The organism is Geminisphaera colitermitum TAV2 (assembly GCF_000171235.2).
GTDB lineage: Bacteria > Verrucomicrobiota > Verrucomicrobiia > Opitutales > Opitutaceae > Geminisphaera > Geminisphaera colitermitum.
Map to the genome: position 1 here is coordinate 25,322 of NZ_ABEA03000095.1, position 15,390 is coordinate 40,711.

General features: G+C 60.1%; 14 protein-coding genes. 10 read left to right on the plus strand and 4 right to left on the minus strand.

Features of this window, described 5'->3' with window-relative positions; genetic code table 11:
* Positions 1-92 precede the first annotated feature (92 nt).
* Positions 93-2,066 (plus strand): heparinase II/III domain-containing protein, encoded by a 1,974-nt coding sequence (locus OBACDRAFT_RS10990; protein WP_043585539.1) that lies wholly within the window; start codon positions 93-95, stop codon positions 2,064-2,066.
* A 38-nt stretch (positions 2,067-2,104) separates the two neighbouring features.
* On the opposite strand, the gene OBACDRAFT_RS10995 is transcribed toward OBACDRAFT_RS10990, so the two are convergent.
* A complete protein-coding gene (locus OBACDRAFT_RS10995) occupies positions 2,105-3,337 on the minus strand; it encodes a glycerate kinase (protein ID WP_043585591.1) in 1,233 nt (410 codons plus the stop codon).
* 89 nt (positions 3,338-3,426) lie between these two features.
* Here OBACDRAFT_RS10995 and OBACDRAFT_RS11000 point away from each other — a divergent pair, with 89 nt between their 5' ends.
* The 3 genes from OBACDRAFT_RS11000 (at position 3,427) to OBACDRAFT_RS11010 (ending at position 6,040) form a co-directional block, all read left to right on the plus strand.
* Positions 3,427-4,122 carry a GntR family transcriptional regulator gene (locus tag OBACDRAFT_RS11000; RefSeq protein ID WP_043585541.1) on the plus strand — a complete coding sequence of 232 codons (696 nt, stop codon included), beginning with the start codon at positions 3,427-3,429 and terminating at the stop codon, positions 4,120-4,122.
* Positions 4,123-4,134: 12 nt separating this feature from the next.
* Positions 4,135-5,103 carry a D-2-hydroxyacid dehydrogenase gene (locus OBACDRAFT_RS11005; RefSeq protein WP_043585542.1) on the plus strand — a complete coding sequence of 323 codons (969 nt, stop codon included), beginning with the start codon at positions 4,135-4,137 and terminating at the stop codon, positions 5,101-5,103.
* Between the two features lie 169 nt (positions 5,104-5,272).
* Complete coding sequence (locus tag OBACDRAFT_RS11010; RefSeq protein WP_052361740.1) at positions 5,273-6,040, plus strand: RraA family protein; 768 nt, start codon at positions 5,273-5,275, stop codon at positions 6,038-6,040.
* Between the two features lie 9 nt (positions 6,041-6,049).
* Here OBACDRAFT_RS11010 and queF read toward each other — a convergent pair whose 3' ends face one another.
* Both queF and OBACDRAFT_RS25275 read right to left on the minus strand, forming a co-directional pair.
* The gene (queF, locus tag OBACDRAFT_RS11015) at positions 6,050-6,460 is read right to left on the minus strand and encodes a preQ(1) synthase (protein ID WP_052361724.1); all 411 of its coding nucleotides are present in this window, start codon (positions 6,458-6,460) and stop codon (positions 6,050-6,052) included.
* A gap of 91 nt (positions 6,461-6,551) precedes the next feature.
* Positions 6,552-7,508 (minus strand): helix-turn-helix transcriptional regulator, encoded by a 957-nt coding sequence (locus OBACDRAFT_RS25275; RefSeq protein WP_052361726.1) that lies wholly within the window; start codon positions 7,506-7,508, stop codon positions 6,552-6,554.
* A gap of 93 nt (positions 7,509-7,601) precedes the next feature.
* Between OBACDRAFT_RS25275 and OBACDRAFT_RS11025 the strand changes: the two genes are divergently transcribed.
* The 6 genes from OBACDRAFT_RS11025 (at position 7,602) to OBACDRAFT_RS11055 (ending at position 14,720) form a co-directional block, all read left to right on the plus strand.
* On the plus strand, positions 7,602-9,335 hold the full coding sequence (locus tag OBACDRAFT_RS11025) for a right-handed parallel beta-helix repeat-containing protein (RefSeq protein WP_157837025.1): 1,734 nt from the start codon (positions 7,602-7,604) through the stop codon (positions 9,333-9,335).
* A 25-nt stretch (positions 9,336-9,360) separates the two neighbouring features.
* Positions 9,361-9,633 (plus strand): hypothetical protein, encoded by a 273-nt coding sequence (locus OBACDRAFT_RS11030; protein WP_043585544.1) that lies wholly within the window; start codon positions 9,361-9,363, stop codon positions 9,631-9,633.
* An 18-nt stretch (positions 9,634-9,651) separates the two neighbouring features.
* Positions 9,652-11,688 (plus strand): sodium:solute symporter family protein, encoded by a 2,037-nt coding sequence (locus OBACDRAFT_RS11035; RefSeq protein WP_043585545.1) that lies wholly within the window; start codon positions 9,652-9,654, stop codon positions 11,686-11,688.
* Positions 11,689-11,836: 148 nt separating this feature from the next.
* Positions 11,837-12,730: a hypothetical protein gene (locus OBACDRAFT_RS28185; RefSeq protein ID WP_157837026.1), complete on the plus strand. Its 894-nt coding sequence runs from the start codon at positions 11,837-11,839 to the stop codon at positions 12,728-12,730.
* Between the two features lie 39 nt (positions 12,731-12,769).
* Positions 12,770-13,510, plus strand: a complete 741-nt coding sequence (locus tag OBACDRAFT_RS11050) for a prepilin-type N-terminal cleavage/methylation domain-containing protein (RefSeq protein ID WP_052361728.1) — start codon at positions 12,770-12,772, stop codon at positions 13,508-13,510.
* Between the two features lie 49 nt (positions 13,511-13,559).
* Positions 13,560-14,720 (plus strand): sialidase family protein, encoded by a 1,161-nt coding sequence (locus OBACDRAFT_RS11055; protein WP_043585549.1) that lies wholly within the window; start codon positions 13,560-13,562, stop codon positions 14,718-14,720.
* A gap of 48 nt (positions 14,721-14,768) precedes the next feature.
* On the opposite strand, the gene OBACDRAFT_RS11060 is transcribed toward OBACDRAFT_RS11055, so the two are convergent.
* Complete coding sequence (locus OBACDRAFT_RS11060) at positions 14,769-15,365, minus strand: D-lyxose/D-mannose family sugar isomerase (protein ID WP_043585550.1); 597 nt, start codon at positions 15,363-15,365, stop codon at positions 14,769-14,771.
* Positions 15,366-15,390: the final 25 nt, after the last annotated feature.

Here is a 15,390-nt window from a genome sequence, read left to right on the forward strand (position 1 = left end):
CCCGTTTCCGGCGGTTTTTATGATACATACACAATTCTGTTTCACTCCACCCCATCTGTCGAAAAGCTCCGCCACTTCCACACACTACGGCTATGCACCCGCAAAACATTCTCCTCACCACGCCGTCGCTCGACGAACTCATTGCGATCTTCCGGCAGCACGCGCCGCGTTCCCCCCTCCCCCCCCTCGGTGCCCCGCGATGGACCGCCGCTTTTGTCCAACCCCATCTCGTCCCCACGCTCGTCGAAATCATTCGACGCGCCAGCGACCCAGCCGAACGTGACGCCCCCCTTCCGCCCCTCACGGATGCCCTTTACCGCGATTTCGCCGCCACGGGCACGCGCATCCGTTTCGAAAAAATCTACTTTGAACGCCGCCGCCGCCTCGCCCGCGCCGCCATTGCCCTTCTCGTCACCCCGGATGCCGCCCGCGACCCGCAGGCTCCGCTCCCCCGCTCCTTCATCGACAAACTCGAAGACATCTTTGCCGAAGGCTCCTGGGCCCTCCCCGCCCACGTTCCCGATTCCCCCTCCGGACGCGACCCGCATGTGATCGACCTGTTCGCCGCCGAAACCGCCAACCTCATGGCCGAGCTTCTTTCCGTATTCGAATCCCTGATACCGACTGCGCAGCAAGCCATCATTCGCAAAAAACTCCGCCGTGACATTTTTGAAAACTACCTCTCCACCGAGTTCTGGTGGATGCGCACCACCAGCAACTGGAACGCCGTCTGTCATCAAGGCGTCATTGGCGCCGCCCTTGCCATCGAAGACGATCCCGGCCTCCTCGGCGCCCTCGTTGCCAAAGCCGCCGTCCATCTCCCCTGCTTCATCGACGGCTTTGGCGACGACGGAGCATGCTCCGAAGGCCCCGCGTATTGGGATTATGGATTCGGCTGGTTCACGCTCCTCAACGAGCAACTAGAAAACCGCACACGCGGCGAATTGTCCCTCTTCGCCAGCCACCCCAAAATCCCCCGCATCGCCGCCTACGGCCCCGCCATGAGCCTGAGCAACGGCCACGCCGTCAACTTCGCTGATTGTCCCGGCGTCACGCACCTGCGTCCCTCCACTCTCCAATACCTCGGCCACACCCTCGGCTCCCCCGCTTGTCAGCGTCTGGCAATCGAAAACCACGCCTCTCTCACGCGTCCCGAAACTCTCGGCCAACTCTGCGACCTTTCCCGCTCCGACTTTCTCTTCTACTCCCGCTTTTTTCTTCACGCTCCGCCCGTCGAAAACGCAAAGCTCCAGACACAAAACCTCAACCCGCCCTCCGCCCCTGCCACCACGTTCCTTCCCAGCCTTGGCGTCTGGGTTGTTCGTGCGCGCGACACCCGCGGCAACACTTGGGAACTCGCTGCCAAAGGAGGCAACAATGCCGAGCATCACAATCACAACGACCTCGGCAGCCTCCTGCTCCACATCAACGGACAGCCCGTCATCGCTGAGGTCGGCATGCCCGAATACAACGCCTCCTATTTTTCTCCGTCGCGCTACACGCACTTTGCCGCCCGCACCCTTGGCCACTCGCTCCCGCTCATCAACGGTTGCGAACAACACGATGGCGCCAACTACACCGCGGCCATCCTTCGTGCCGACACCGAGCCTGCGGCCGACAGCGGCCTTTTCCATTTCGAAGCCGATCTCACCGCCGCGTATCCCGCCGCCGCCAACCTTCGCAGCTTCATCCGCCGTCTCACCTTCGATCCGCGGGCGGGCCACCTTCGCTGGACCGACACCATTGCGCTCAACGCTCCCGGCACCGTGGAGTCAGGTTTCATCACCGGCAGCGACGCCCTCACCATCGAAACCCCGCACCACCTCATCCTCCGCGAATCCGGCCGGACTCTTCACTTCCGCGTTTTCTCAGTTGGCGATGACGATCCATCCAAGGCTCCGGCCAGCACCACCATTGTCATGCCTGTCTGGATACGCATCGACTCCCACACCTGTTCCATGCACAACGGAATCGCCCGCACCTGGCGGCGTGCAATCCTCGCCCCGGCCCAAGGAACCCCTCCCTCCGCCGTCTTCCAGTCCATGGTCGAAATCACATTGCAGTAAGCAGTCAGGCGTTTCCCCGTTTGGGACTGGGCGAGGCATCAGACTCCGTCAAACGCCGCCCGCACCGCCGCTCGCAGATAATCGGCGCCCTCTCGCAACGCATCCGCCAGCGGCACATCTCGCGGGCTGATCTCGTGCAACGTGACCCCGGTGGCGGGCGACTCCAACTCGACACGTCCGGCGAACACTCGCACCGCCTTTCCGCGCGCCACCGCTTCGCGTACCAGCGCGCCCGGCCCCTTGCCGCTCAGCGAACTCCGGTCAAACCGCCCCTCGCCGGTAATCACTAAATCCGCCGCCGCCAGATGCTCCGGCAACCTCAACCAGTCCGACACGAGATCAAACCCCGCTGTCAACCATGCCCCGCACGCCACCATCAAACCAAACGCGATCCCCCCCGCCGCCCCGCAACCCGGCGTCCGGGCAACCCTGTCGAAATCGTATCCAAAACACGCGCACAACATCCTGCCCATGCGCTCCGTCTCTGCTTCCAGCCGTGCAAAATCCTCGTCGCGCAACCCCTTTTGCCGTGCATACACCGCCGCCGCCCCATCCTGGCCGAGCAGCGGATTGGCCACATCGCAAGCCATACAGACCGGAGGCAGTAGTGGACGACCCGATACACTGGCTGCTCCCCGTCGCACCTCCGCGACACGCCCCCAGTTGGCCGGAGACAAATCCTCCAGGATCGTGCCCCCTGCATCGCAAAACTCCACGCCCAGCGCCGCCAGCGCACCCAATCCCAAATCATGCGTCGCACTCCCGCCGAGCCCCAGCACCACGCCATCCACCCCCGCGTCATCCCGCGCCCACGCCAGCAACTCCCCCGTGCCGCGCGTATGCGCGCGCCACACATCGCGCTCCTCCGGCTTCAACAACATCAACCCGCTCGCCGCCGCCATTTCCACCACCGCCAATCGCCGTGGCGCGGGAGTCCCGCCCGCAACCATTGCCTCTTCGCGTGGCGCGGGCTTTTTTTCCCAATCGCCCGCCAGCCGCTCCCGCGCGTTCGCCGCCACCGCATCCATTTCCACCACGCCCACGCTCGCCATCACGCGAGTCCCGCGCGGCCCGCATGCCTCCACATCCGTCAACTGTCCGCCCGCCGCCTCCGTCAGGATGCGGGCAAAACCATCGCCGCCGTCCGCCAGCGGACACGAGACGATCACCCACTCCGGATGCAGCCGGCGCAATTCCTCCGCCACAATTTCGCACGCCTGATGCGCGCTGAGGGAGTCTTTGAATTTATCGAGGGCAACGAGAACGTTCATGATGACAGGAGGTGAGACCAACAACGCACCAACCCCATTCCCCGCGCTTGACAATCGCAAATAAAAACATCAGTGATATTTCACAAGAAATGCCAAAGACGCTCAAAAACACCTCCTCCCCCCCCCCCTCCTCCCGCCGCGCCGCGTCCGCCCGCGCTTCTTCCAGAAGCCTCTCGCGCCAGGCTTATGACCACCTCGCCAACCTCCTCCTCACCGACCTCTCTCCCGGCGACATCCTCAACCGCCGCCAGGTTGCTGCCGACCTCAACATCAGCGTGGCCCCCGTGCTCGAAGCCATGGTGCAGCTCGAAGCCGACGGACTCCTTGAAACCCTTCCGCGCAAAGGCACGCGAGTCCGTTCCGCACGCGCCGAGGATCTGCGCGGACAACTCATCCTCCGCGAAGCCATCGAGTGCGAAGCCGCCCGCCTTTATTGCGGCGCGCCCGTCAGGCAAAACGCCGCCGCCCTCGAAACCCTTGCCACCCGGATCGACCAAATTCCCGCCGCCGACAACCTCGCCCTCTGGCGCGCCGAAACCGCCTTTCATCGCGCCCTCGTTGTCCTTGCCGACTGCGATGTCCTCACCGACGCCTTCGACCGCGTCATGCGCCAGAGCCTCTTCATCGCCATGAAATTCTTCCTCGAAGCCCATCCCGAAAAAACCCGTGGCAACCACCGCAAACTCGTCCGCCAGCTCAAGACCGCCACCCCCGACAAGGCCCAGACGATCATGCGCGAACACCTCCGCTACGCCAAACCCGCCGCCCTCCTCCCTCCCCGCTGATTCACGACCACCATGACCCGCGCCACACCACCCGCCATCGTTGTCCTCGACGGACACACGCTCAATCCCGACGGCGACAACCCTTGGGATGAAATCGCCGCCCTCGGCCCCCTCACCCTCCACCCGCGCACCCAGCCCGCCGACATCATCGCGCGCGCCGCCGACGCCGATATCATCCTTACCAACAAAACCCCGCTCACCGCCGCCACACTCGCCGCACTGCCCCGCCTGCGCTTCATCTCCGTGCTCGCCACCGGCCACAACATCGTGGACTCCGCCGTCGCCCGCGCCCGCGGCATTCCCGTTGCGAACGTTCCCACCTACGGCACCACCACCGTCGCGCAACACACCCTCGCGCTCATCTTCGAGCTCTGCCACCACGCCGGCCTCCATTCGCGCACCGTGCACGACGGAGAATGGAGCGCGTGCCCCGATTTCTGTTACTGGAAAAAACCACTCGTCGAACTCGACGGACTCACCCTCGGCATCGTCGGACGCGGTCGCATCGGTCAGCGCGTCGCCGCCCTCGCCCGCGCCTTTGGCATGCGTATCCAATTCGCCAGCACCAACGAGCCTGCGGGCAACAACAACGACCTTGTCCCACTCGACGCACTCCTTGCGACCTCTGATATCATCACGCTTCACTGCGCCCTCACGCCCGCCAACACCCGTTTCATCAACCGCGCCACCCTCGCTCGCATGAAGCCCGGCGCCTTCCTTATCAACACCGGCCGCGGTGCCCTCATCGACGAACCCGCCCTGCGTTCCGCTCTCGACAACGGACATCTCGGCGGTGCCGCGCTCGACGTTCTCGACGGCGAACCTCCCGCCGCCACGCACCCGCTGCTTGGTGCGCCCAACTGCATCATCACGCCACACATGGCCTGGTCCGGCCGCCGCGCCCGCCAGCGCCTCATGCAAGTTACTGCCGCCAACATCCGCGCCTTCCTCAACGGCACGCCCGAAAATATCGTCAATTAAAACACTCACGGCGCGGTAGCGCCTGGGACCGCCGGCATCCTGCCGGCACGAACGAATCATCCCCTCACCTCCCCGCTGTTCCATAATTTCATGCTAAAAAAATGCCGGCAGGATGCCGGCGCTCCCAAGCGCTGCCGCGCCTTTGAAATCTCTTCTTCGCCGCACCACCATGACCACATCCACGACCAACACGCGCATCACACATGCCGACATGCTCCAACTCAAACGCTGGAACACGCCCACCATTTACAATGGTTGGGAACAAATCACCTCACACAACATCGCCGCCGATGGTTTTAATCTGGAAGAAACGCGCGACTTCATGCCGCAGATGGGACCGATGGTAGGCCGCGCCGTCACTGTTGTTATCGAACCCTCCAGCCCTGCGCATACTGCCAACGCCGCGCAAATGTGGCGCGCCTATCGCGAATACATCGCGGCTCAACCCGGCCCCAAAATTGTCATCGTGCAAGACCTCGACAAACCGCGCGTCATCGGGTCGTTCTGGGGCGAGGTCAACAGCAATGCCCACCGCGCCCTCGGCTGCGTCGGCACCATTGTTGACGGTGCCATTCGCGACGTGGACGAAATGACCAACGCCGGCTTCAAAGCCCTCGCCCGCCGTTTTTGCGTCGGCCATGCGCACGTCACGCCCGTTCGCTGGAACATCCCCGTGACTGTATTCGGACGCGAGATACAACCCGGCCAGCTCATCCACGCCGACAAGCACGGTTTCCTTGCCATCCCCGCCGAGGACGAAGCCCGCCTGCTCGAAGCCGCCCGCTTCATGGACGCCAACGAATGCAACACCGTAATCCCCGCCTCCCGCGGAGCCTCCGGACGCACGCATGCCGAGTTGATCGACACTCTCACCGCCGCCGGAGCCGAATTCAGCCGCGCCGCCAAGGAAAAATTCGGACGCAAAGGCGAGTGGTAACAAAAGCGCCTACTCGTCGCGCCGTCCGTGTTCCGCGCGTACCGTGATGCCGATGCCCCCGCGCGGGCGAAACTCGCCTGTCACTTCCAGCCACACCGGATCAAGTGCCGACACAAGATCATCGAGCATCACATTGACAAGGTGCTCTTGAAAACAGCCCTCGTTGCGGAACGACCAGAGATAGAGCTTGAGCGACTTCGACTCGATGATGCTCGGACCGGGAATATAGCGGATGGTGATGGTTCCGAAGTCCGGCTGTCCGGTTGCGGGACAAAGGCTGGTGAACTCCTCCGTGCGCAACTCCACGACATAGCGCCGTCCGGGATGGCGGTTGGGGAATATTTCGAGCTTTTTCGAGGGCTCGTTTTTGACGCGTCCGAGGAGCGTGAGCGCGGCGAGGTCTTCAGGTCCGGTAAGCATGGTGCGGGAGCAAAAGGGAAACAGTCCCCCCGGCAAAGCGAAAAGCCGCCCGCGACGCGTTTCGCCAAGTCCGCCAGCCGCACCTTTGCCGTTACTTCGGCTGTTTTTTTCCCGCCGTCGTCACCACCGCCGCCTGACGAAATTCCGAGGGTGGCAACCCAAGCTCCGCATGGCACACGCGCGAAAAATAACTCAGGCTCGTGAATCCGCATTGCAGTGACACCTCCGTGATGTTCCAGCGCGGATCGGCCAGCATTGCCCGCGCCCGGTCCATGCGCTGTCGCATCACATACTGCGCAAACGAGCACTCGCTGAACTGCGTGAACAACCGCGAAATGTGGTTCGGATGCAGTTTCAAAAAATCCGCCACGTCCCCGCGTCCGAACGGCAGATGCAGATGTTCCTGCACAAACGCGCACGCCGCCTGCCACGACAACCGCGACCGGCCTCCTTCCATGTCCGGCAACGCTTCAGCCAGTGTTTCGAGCACGGCATCCAGCAGCAAGTTCATCGACGAACGATGCCGGACATCCATTTTGCCTGGAAAGGCAGTCCCTGTCCCGGATGTCACCTCTCCAGTTTTTGCGCCATTGCGCGCCAATCCTTTTAGATAGATTTGCCCCTCCATGGACAATGGACGCGGCCACATGAGCACGCGCCTGTTCAGGTTGAACGGATACCGACGGTTGCGTCGCACGGCGTCGTTGGACCTAACCAAAAGTATCCTCGTGATGTCTTGGTAAAACACGACACCCAGGGAATCGTAATCGGTGTCGTAGCACGCATGGAGCCAGCAGTAAGCCGGGACAAAAATGGCTTCGTTTGCGCAAATCTCCCATTTCTGTGTCTTGCCCCCCATCGCAAATTCGTAATGCGCGCGTCCTTTCAGACACACGATGATGCGAGGGATGGGGCGGATGTTGTGAAGCCCATTGGGCGCGTACACCATTCCGTCGCCAGTATCGGCGACCAGCACGCGGGAGACTCCTCCGTGTTGCAAAATCCGGCCGGTCAGCCGGCCGAAAAATACTTCGTTTGTCCGGGGCATGTTACAAATTTAAAAGCCATGTTTGCTCTTTATTATGCGAGGGCAAGCCTCTGCGATGCTTTCATCGGAATCACAATCACTCCAGATACCATGATGTTCCCTGTTCCCCCGTTTTCTCGTATCGTTGCGTTCCACATTGCCACTGCGGCCAGCCTTGCCGCGCTGTCATCAGGCGGTGCGCCAGCACAAGCGGTGCAAGCCGTGCCGGTGCCTCCCGAAACCTTGATTCGAGTGACGGATCATGGCGCCGTGCCGGATGACAAGGGTGATGATTCCGCCGCCGTCATGGCAGCGCTCGACGCCTGCCGTCGCGTTGAAAATCCCGTCCTGCTGTTCCCCTCCGGCGTGTATCGCTTTTCCCGTGACGCGACGCCCGGCATCAACGTCATCACCGTGGTTGACTTCAAGCGCATCACCATCCGCGGCGAACCCGGCACCACGCTCGTCGTTTGCGACACCCAGCCCACCAAGCTGTTCGCCTTCTTCAATTGCGAGACGGTGCGTGTTTCCGGGATCGATGTGGATTGGGATCCGTTGCCATTTGCCGCCGGACGCGTGATCGCCGTTTCGGGCAACACACTTGATGTCGAGGTCATCGCTCCGCATGTCGCCCGCGCCGACACGCCGGTGCATGGCATCACGGTCTTCGATAGCGAGACGCACCTGCCGCTTCCCGCGGGACATCCGCGTTTTTATCTGCTCTCCCAGAAAAATTTCAACAAACGGGCCACCGTTCCTTCGCCCGGCGTCCTGCGCGTCGAAGTGAGCGCGAAGCCGGAGATACTGGTCGCCACCCCGAAAGGACGCAAGATGCCCGACGTGGGTGAGCATGTGCTGGTGTGCTACCGCGTGCGCGGGAGCATGGCGTTTTTCGCGCGCCATTGCGGAGATGTTGAATTTTTGGATACGCGTGTATTCGCGACCCCAGGCATGGGTTTTCAGGTCAACAACACGGAAAGCGTTGTCATGGAGCGCTGTCAGGTCACCCCGAAACCCGGCAGTGGCCGCTGGATGTCAACCACAGTGGATGCGACGCATTTCAACATGATTCGGCGCGAGGCCCGGATCATCGATTGTGTGTTTGAAAATATGGGTGACGACGGTGCCAACATGCACGGCATATATTCCCGCCTCGTGTGGCGCATCGACAACCGGCGGATCGTAATCGAGGGCGGACGCGGTGCCGGGATTTCCCCCATCCCGGACTATCGTGTGGGCGACAGGCTCGAGTTTGGCTCGGCGCAGGCGCCCATGCGTGCCGCGTTCACTGCCAGCGTCGTGGAATCCCGCTCGTTTGATGATGCCGGACAACCCCGGCATCGCGTATTACTCGACCGCGACCTGCCCCTGGAATTTGGCTCCGGCACCACCATTGGAAACGCCTCGGAAACTCCGCGTTTCGAGATGCGAGGCTGCATCGTGCGCGGCAACCGCGGATCTGGAATCCGCGTGAAAACACGTGGGGCAATTGTCGAAAAATGTGTGTTCGAGAACAACGCGGCGCCGGGCGTCCAGATTGCATGTGACGACGACTTGCACTATGAAAGCATTGCCACCCGCGACGTCATCATTCGCGACAATGTTTTCCGCAACTCCATCCTCCGCACCGAGGCGGGGCGCAAGAGAATCGATCCCGAAGTTCACGAAAACATTCTGATCGAAAACAACCGCTTTGAGTGGACGCGTAATGAACGGACGCCTGCGCTCATCCTGAATTCGCTCAATGGCGCGGTGGTCCGTGGCAACACATTTTCCGGTTTCAAGACCAAGCCCGTCAGCATTTCCAAAAGCCGTGGTGTGCGTGAAGAAAACAATGTGACCAAATAGCATCCCTCCCCCCCCCCCCGTCGCCATGAACAAGGCCGTTTCGTTTGTCACACTTACGATTGAAGATGCATTTTGTATTGGAATTTTAATTACATCGTTTGACGGCGTCAAAGTCACGGGCAACAAAATCACCAGTACGACCACTGCGCCGATATCCGTCTCCAACTCGCGCAACGTGACGATCAACGGAAACAAATTCACCCCACCCAGCACCATAACGAAATCCGGTGCTCCGTGTCCGCAGGTAATCATTGGCGGAGGCAACGAAACTGGAAACATCATCGTGGAAAACAAGTAACGGACAGGCGGCACCGACATGCATTTCGTTGACTGGCTTGTTATCGTCATCCCGCTGCTGATTATTTTGATCATCGGCGTCATCACTCATCGCCACATGAAGAGCGTGGCGCACTTCGTCTCTGGTGGCCGGGTGGGAGGACGTTATTTGCTGGCTGTTGCCAAGGGCGAACTACAGGCGGGGGCGGTGGTGTTTGTCGCCTTGTGGGAAATATTCGGCCAGTCGGGCTTCATTCCCACGTGGTGGGGCTGGATCACGGCCCCGGTGGGAATCGTCATGGCGATTTTCGGCTTTGTCATTTACCGGTTTCGCGAGACCAGGGCGATGACACTGGCGCAGTTTTTTGAGATGCGTTACAGTCGGAATTTTCGCTCGTTCACCGGCGTGCTTGGGTTTTTGGCAGGCATCATCAACTTCGGCATCATGCCGGCGGTTGGAGCGCGATTCATGGTGTATTTTCTGCAATTGCCTCCGGAGATCACGATACCGTTGGGGGCAGGAGTGTATTCGATTTCTACTTACATTCCGTTGATGGCGGTATTCATAGGTATCAGCCTTGTCCTTACCATTTCAGGCGGGCTGATCACGCTGATGGTCACGGATTGTGTGGAGGGGATTTTTGCCCAGTTGATGTATCTGGTGATCATCGTCGGAGTGCTCTGCGTGGTCAACTGGTCCGAGATCGCGACTGTGCTGGGGAGCCAGCCGCCGGATCACTCCATGGTCAATCCGTTTGATGCGTGGGCGGTGCAGGATTTCAACCTGTGGTTTGTCTTGATGGGCGTGTTTCTCGGCACCTATGGAACGATGGCCTGGCAGAACTCGGGGGCTTACAATACGGCTGGTGCCACGCCTCATGAGGCTCGTATGGCGGGCCTTCTCGGGCGTTGGCGGGAACAGGGCAAGGTCGTCGTCATCGCACTGCTCGCCATCAGTGCCATGACCTACCTGCAACATGCCGATTTTACCCAGGCATCCGCTGCGGCACGAGAATCAATCGAGGGGATAGAACAGGCACAGATACGGAAACAGATGACAATCCCGATCGCGCTTTCCCACCTGCTGCCCATCGGGGTGAAGGGCGCGCTGTGCGCGGTGTTGTTACTCGGGATTTTCGGCGGGGACTCCACTCACCTGCATTCCTGGGGGAACATTCTCGCCCAGGACATCATCCTGCCGCGCATGAAAAAAGCCCCGACGCCAGAGCGCCACATCAAGCTTCTGCGTGGTTGCAGCATTGGGGTGGGCATTTTCGCGTTCTTGTTCGGTGTGTTTTTCCGGCAGACAGAATACATCATCATGTGGTGGCAGGTGACGACCGCAGTGTATGTTGGCGGTGCTGGCGCGGCGATCATCGGCGGTCTGTATTGGAAAAAGGGAACGACTGCCGGGGCATGGGCGGCGGTGATTTCCGGGTCGATTTTGTCCGGGGGAGGCATCCTGGCCTACAAAATCTGGGGTAACACATTTTTGTCTCAGGCCATGCAGTCAGTGGGATTGCCGGTGTCGGACTTCACGCTCAATGGCATTCAGATTTCGTTTTTCTCCACGTTGATTTCGATCGGACTTTACACAGGCATATCGCTGCTCACCTGCAGGCAGGAGTATCCGCTCGCCAAGATGCTGCATCGTGACAGTGGTGCGGACGCCGGGATCAATGATGGCCGAAAAATGGCCATCCGCCATCCCCACCCCAAATGGACTTTTGCCCGTTTACTTGGTTTCAACGAGCATTTCACCACCGGGGACAAATGGATTACTGGCAGCCTGTTTGTGTGGGGTTTGCTTTGGTTTGGAGTCATGCTTGGCGGCACGGCGTGGAATCTTGTTGGGCAGTGGGGTTGGGTGCCTTGGATAAGGCCGTGGAGCAACGATGCGTGGCTTGGTTTCTGGCATGTGACGGCAATTGGTTTGCCCTGTGTCATCACGCTTGTCACCGGACTCTGGTTTACGTGGGGAGGCATCCGCGATATCCGGCGATTATTTCGTTCTTTGCGTGGTTATAAAATCGACGACTCCGACAACGGCACCGTCGAACAACACAAACCTTGGTAAGCCCTTCTCCCCCCCCCCCCCCCCTCCCACACACATACCACCCTGATGTTACATTTCTTAAAGTGATGTTTACTCTTTGCTATCTGCTTCACGTCTGCGGATCGCTCTGAATCTGTCTCGCAGTCCTAACCCAAACCCAACATCCGTCATGAACAAAACCGTATCGTTTACTCCACTACAAGAAAGGTTGTCCCGCAAGTTGTCCGCCATCGTCTTGGTTGCCAGCCTTGCCTTGTCCGCCTCCGTCTCCGGAGCCGACATTGTATCCGTAACGGCAGTACCATTGTTCTCTCAAGATTTTTCCGAGAGCAATACACTCGCAGATTATGTGGGAACCGGCGCGAATCAGCTCGATGGTTTTACCGGATCGGTCACACTTGGCTGGTCGGTAAGCAATGGCATCCTGACTGGTCAACGCACGGCTGGGGGAAATGGGTCTTTCGCAAAAAGTGGACTCAAAACCGACTCAGGCAATCAGGCTCTCGGTGCCGTTTATTCGTTTGATTTTGAATTGATAAGCACCGCGCTCGCCAGCGGCTCTTTCGTTACATTTGGAGCAGGCAGCGACTATGTCGTCGATGGGAATGCACCTACTGACAGTAACTCGCACAGCCGCTTTTCGATCACGCGCACAAGCGGTGGCTGGGCAATTGGCGGTCTCAGTGGAGCAACCGGAACTTCTGCCACGTATACAGGTAAAGAGAAGATCACATTCGTAACTAACACCAGTGACGCGGCATTTTCCTACTCAGCTCCAAGCGGGACTTCCGTTACATTATCGGCCAACACATGGAATGTCTGGGTCGGAACGGACCTCGCGTTAAGTGGCACCTCGATGGGAGCCTCCATTGACCCCACTGGTTTCAAATTACGTTTGGGAGCAACTGGCACCGACGCCATCAATATCACCTTGGATAATTTTTCCGTTGCCGCGTTGCACGCCACCCAGGTTCCCGAACCCGGGACGATCGCAATCATCGCCGGCATTCTTGCCATCGTCGCTGTATTCGGAAAACGGATTCACGGGCGCCGCCAATTTTAACACATGGAACAGTAATGGACGAATCGCCGGACACCCAAAATGAGAACACTCCCCACTCCCCCGTTCTTTGCCACGGCGGACAGGCATCGTGGTTGCGATGATCGTTGTGGTTTCACGCTCATCGAACTGCTCACGGTGATTGCGATCATCGGCATCCTTGCCGCGATCATCATCCCGACCGTTTCTTCTGTGCGCGCCCATGGACGCCGGGCCGTTTGCGTCAGCAATCTGCGCCAGATTGGCATGGCCGTGCGCATGTACTCTGACGACACGCGCGGGTTGCTCCCTCCCGTCCGTGTGACGGGGACCGGTGTGATGACTGGCTGGCCATATTACATCCAGCCCTACATGGTCGGATCAGGCACGCCCAAAATCACAAGTTGGAAGCCCTTTGTCATCACCGGCGTGATGCGGTGTCCGGCCAACAACATCGAGGAAACGGGAGTGAACTTGCCCGAGTGGAGTTACAAGATGAACGACAACCTGCGGACCAAGCTTTCGACCGATCCCAACGAAGCGTCCCTGCCTTTCAGCAAAGTCAATCGTCCCACCCGCACCTTATTGATCGCCGATGGGCGCGCGCCCGGTCAATCGGGTAACACCCGCTTTGACTTCGCCAGCACGTCAAAAGAAACCGGCAGCAGCTTCGTGGGCGGGTTGACCATCGCCTATCCTCACAACGAGAAGGCCAACTGCCTCTTTGTGGACGGTCACGTCGAATCGCTCACAAACGCGACGCTGGAAAATGACTGGGACAACTACCACCTGTATTACCGCTGAATCCCCCCCCTCTCCCCCCCCCCGCCTTGCATCCTTCGCACATCCTCTCATGCAGACACAACCTGCCACCGCGCAACTTGCCTTCCCCGTTCACGTCATCGCCCAAGCCAGTGAGGCCATGCCGCGCCGCACGGAGGCGACGCTTGTTGCCCTGAAAAACGGACGTGTTCTGGCCGCCTATGCCAACCATGTTGGACGCAGCGATAATGCCCGCTCACACATTGCGCTGCGCCAGATCGACACCGCAGGCCACTTGATCGGCAACGAGTGGATCGGCATTACTCCGCCCGGCGATGGGCTCAACGCCATGTCTCCCGCGTTGCGACGTTTGCCCGATGGACGCCTCGGAATGCTTTACAGTTTCCGCCTCGGCACGACCAAAGCCATGCGACACTTCGTGACCTCCAAAGACGAAGGCAAAACGTGGACACCTCCCGTGGTCGTTGCCAGCGGCAAGTATGTGACTGGTTGCCATGACCGCTTCACCATCCTGCAATCCGGCCGCTTCGTTGCTCCGCTTCACTGCTCCGAAAATTGGGAAGATCATTACCTCTACACACGCGTTGCGACCTCCGACGACAACGGTCGCTCTTGGCGGGTTTCCGAACCATTGGAACTGCCTTACGTCGGCGGTCTGGGCGGTCTGGGCGATCACTGGAAGGGCGCATTTTACGAATCCGGTTGCTATGAGCCAGGCGTGGTGCAGCGGGTGGACGGCAGCCTGCTCATGACCATGCGCACGGCCATGGGCACGCAGTTTTGTTCTGAATCTTTCGACGAAGGACTCACATGGAGCCCGTTGCGCAGTCTCGAAGTCGTCAGCCCGCAGGCACCGGCCAATCTGGTGCGCATTCCGGGCACGCCCGTGCTGCTCCTGTTGTGGAGCTCCGACTACGGAGCGACCATCGGCACAGGGGGCAACCGCCGTTGCATTTCGTGCGGGCTGAGCATGGATGATGGCAGGACATGGCCGCATCACCTGCGGCGTCATGTAATTCAGGATACAGTGAGTTCTTGGGATTACCCGTCGGTCCTCTTTCACAACGACGAACTGTGGATGAGTATTCGTTACACGGCTGGCGCGCGTTATCTCGAAAAACCCGCTTCCACGCTCCTCATGCGCATCCCCATGGCTTGGGTCATGGAGCCGCTCGCAGCTGAAAACGCCTCCACCGCGCTGACTGCAATGGCTGCGGATAGTCTGGCGTGAGTTGCCCCCTCCCCCCCCCCCCCCCCCCCCGCCCTTCCGCCGTTCCAATCAACGCTCAAAAAACAGCCGGACTTGCGCGGGTTCGTCTTCGAGCAGTTGCGGGTGACGACCGACCGCAGGGTTGAGGAAAAAATTATCGTGGAGGTCATCGTTGGCGGTGCTGACTTCGCCAATGATGCACTCGTCGCTGGTCGGCCAGAAGGCGTGCCAGATGCCGGGCATGAGCGTCACGCGGTGACCTGCCGGGAGAACAAGAAGCCGGCCCGGCGGCAGTGTGAACGGCGAGCCGTTGACGGAAACGACGAGTGGAGCGCCGCCATCACCGGGCGTGGCATGATCTGAGTGATTCGCGGGAGGACGCCGCGCGGAGAGCGCCAGAGTGAGTTCGCCAGCACGACAGATGATGTCCTCTTTTTTCTTCGCGTGTGTATGCCACGGCGTCGTCTGGTCGCGACGGGCGTACATCAGTTTTTCGCAATACTCAGGTTCGTTCGCGAGGTTGATGAGCGTGAGGCCGTAACGGTCAAAATTGCCCAGCCCGAAGTCGGTGATGTCCCAGCATGGGCAGGGCGGAAGTGCCCAGTGGTGTCGCGCAAAACAAGTCGTGGCGTCGCGCCATGCGCGGTTGATTTGAGAGCGGTTCATGTTTCGAAATTGTTTTTTGGATACG

What these genes read in the sequence shown, in the direction of transcription:
- OBACDRAFT_RS10990 (WP_043585539.1), top strand. Translation starts at nt 93, where the DNA reads ATGCACCCGCAAAACATTCTCCTCACCACGCCGTCGCTCGACGAACTC.
- OBACDRAFT_RS10995 (WP_043585591.1), bottom strand. Translation starts at nt 3,337, where the DNA reads ATGAACGTTCTCGTTGCCCTCGATAAATTCAAAGACTCCCTCAGCGCG.
- OBACDRAFT_RS11000 (WP_043585541.1), top strand. Translation starts at nt 3,427, where the DNA reads ATGCCAAAGACGCTCAAAAACACCTCCTCCCCCCCCCCCTCCTCCCGC.
- OBACDRAFT_RS11005 (WP_043585542.1), top strand. Translation starts at nt 4,135, where the DNA reads ATGACCCGCGCCACACCACCCGCCATCGTTGTCCTCGACGGACACACG.
- OBACDRAFT_RS11010 (WP_052361740.1), top strand. Translation starts at nt 5,273, where the DNA reads ATGACCACATCCACGACCAACACGCGCATCACACATGCCGACATGCTC.
- queF (WP_052361724.1), bottom strand. Translation starts at nt 6,460, where the DNA reads ATGCTTACCGGACCTGAAGACCTCGCCGCGCTCACGCTCCTCGGACGC.
- OBACDRAFT_RS25275 (WP_052361726.1), bottom strand. Translation starts at nt 7,508, where the DNA reads ATGCCCCGGACAAACGAAGTATTTTTCGGCCGGCTGACCGGCCGGATT.
- OBACDRAFT_RS11025 (WP_157837025.1), top strand. Translation starts at nt 7,602, where the DNA reads ATGTTCCCTGTTCCCCCGTTTTCTCGTATCGTTGCGTTCCACATTGCC.
- OBACDRAFT_RS11030 (WP_043585544.1), top strand. Translation starts at nt 9,361, where the DNA reads ATGAACAAGGCCGTTTCGTTTGTCACACTTACGATTGAAGATGCATTT.
- OBACDRAFT_RS11035 (WP_043585545.1), top strand. Translation starts at nt 9,652, where the DNA reads ATGCATTTCGTTGACTGGCTTGTTATCGTCATCCCGCTGCTGATTATT.
- OBACDRAFT_RS28185 (WP_157837026.1), top strand. Translation starts at nt 11,837, where the DNA reads ATGAACAAAACCGTATCGTTTACTCCACTACAAGAAAGGTTGTCCCGC.
- OBACDRAFT_RS11050 (WP_052361728.1), top strand. Translation starts at nt 12,770, where the DNA reads ATGAGAACACTCCCCACTCCCCCGTTCTTTGCCACGGCGGACAGGCAT.
- OBACDRAFT_RS11055 (WP_043585549.1), top strand. Translation starts at nt 13,560, where the DNA reads ATGCAGACACAACCTGCCACCGCGCAACTTGCCTTCCCCGTTCACGTC.
- OBACDRAFT_RS11060 (WP_043585550.1), bottom strand. Translation starts at nt 15,365, where the DNA reads ATGAACCGCTCTCAAATCAACCGCGCATGGCGCGACGCCACGACTTGT.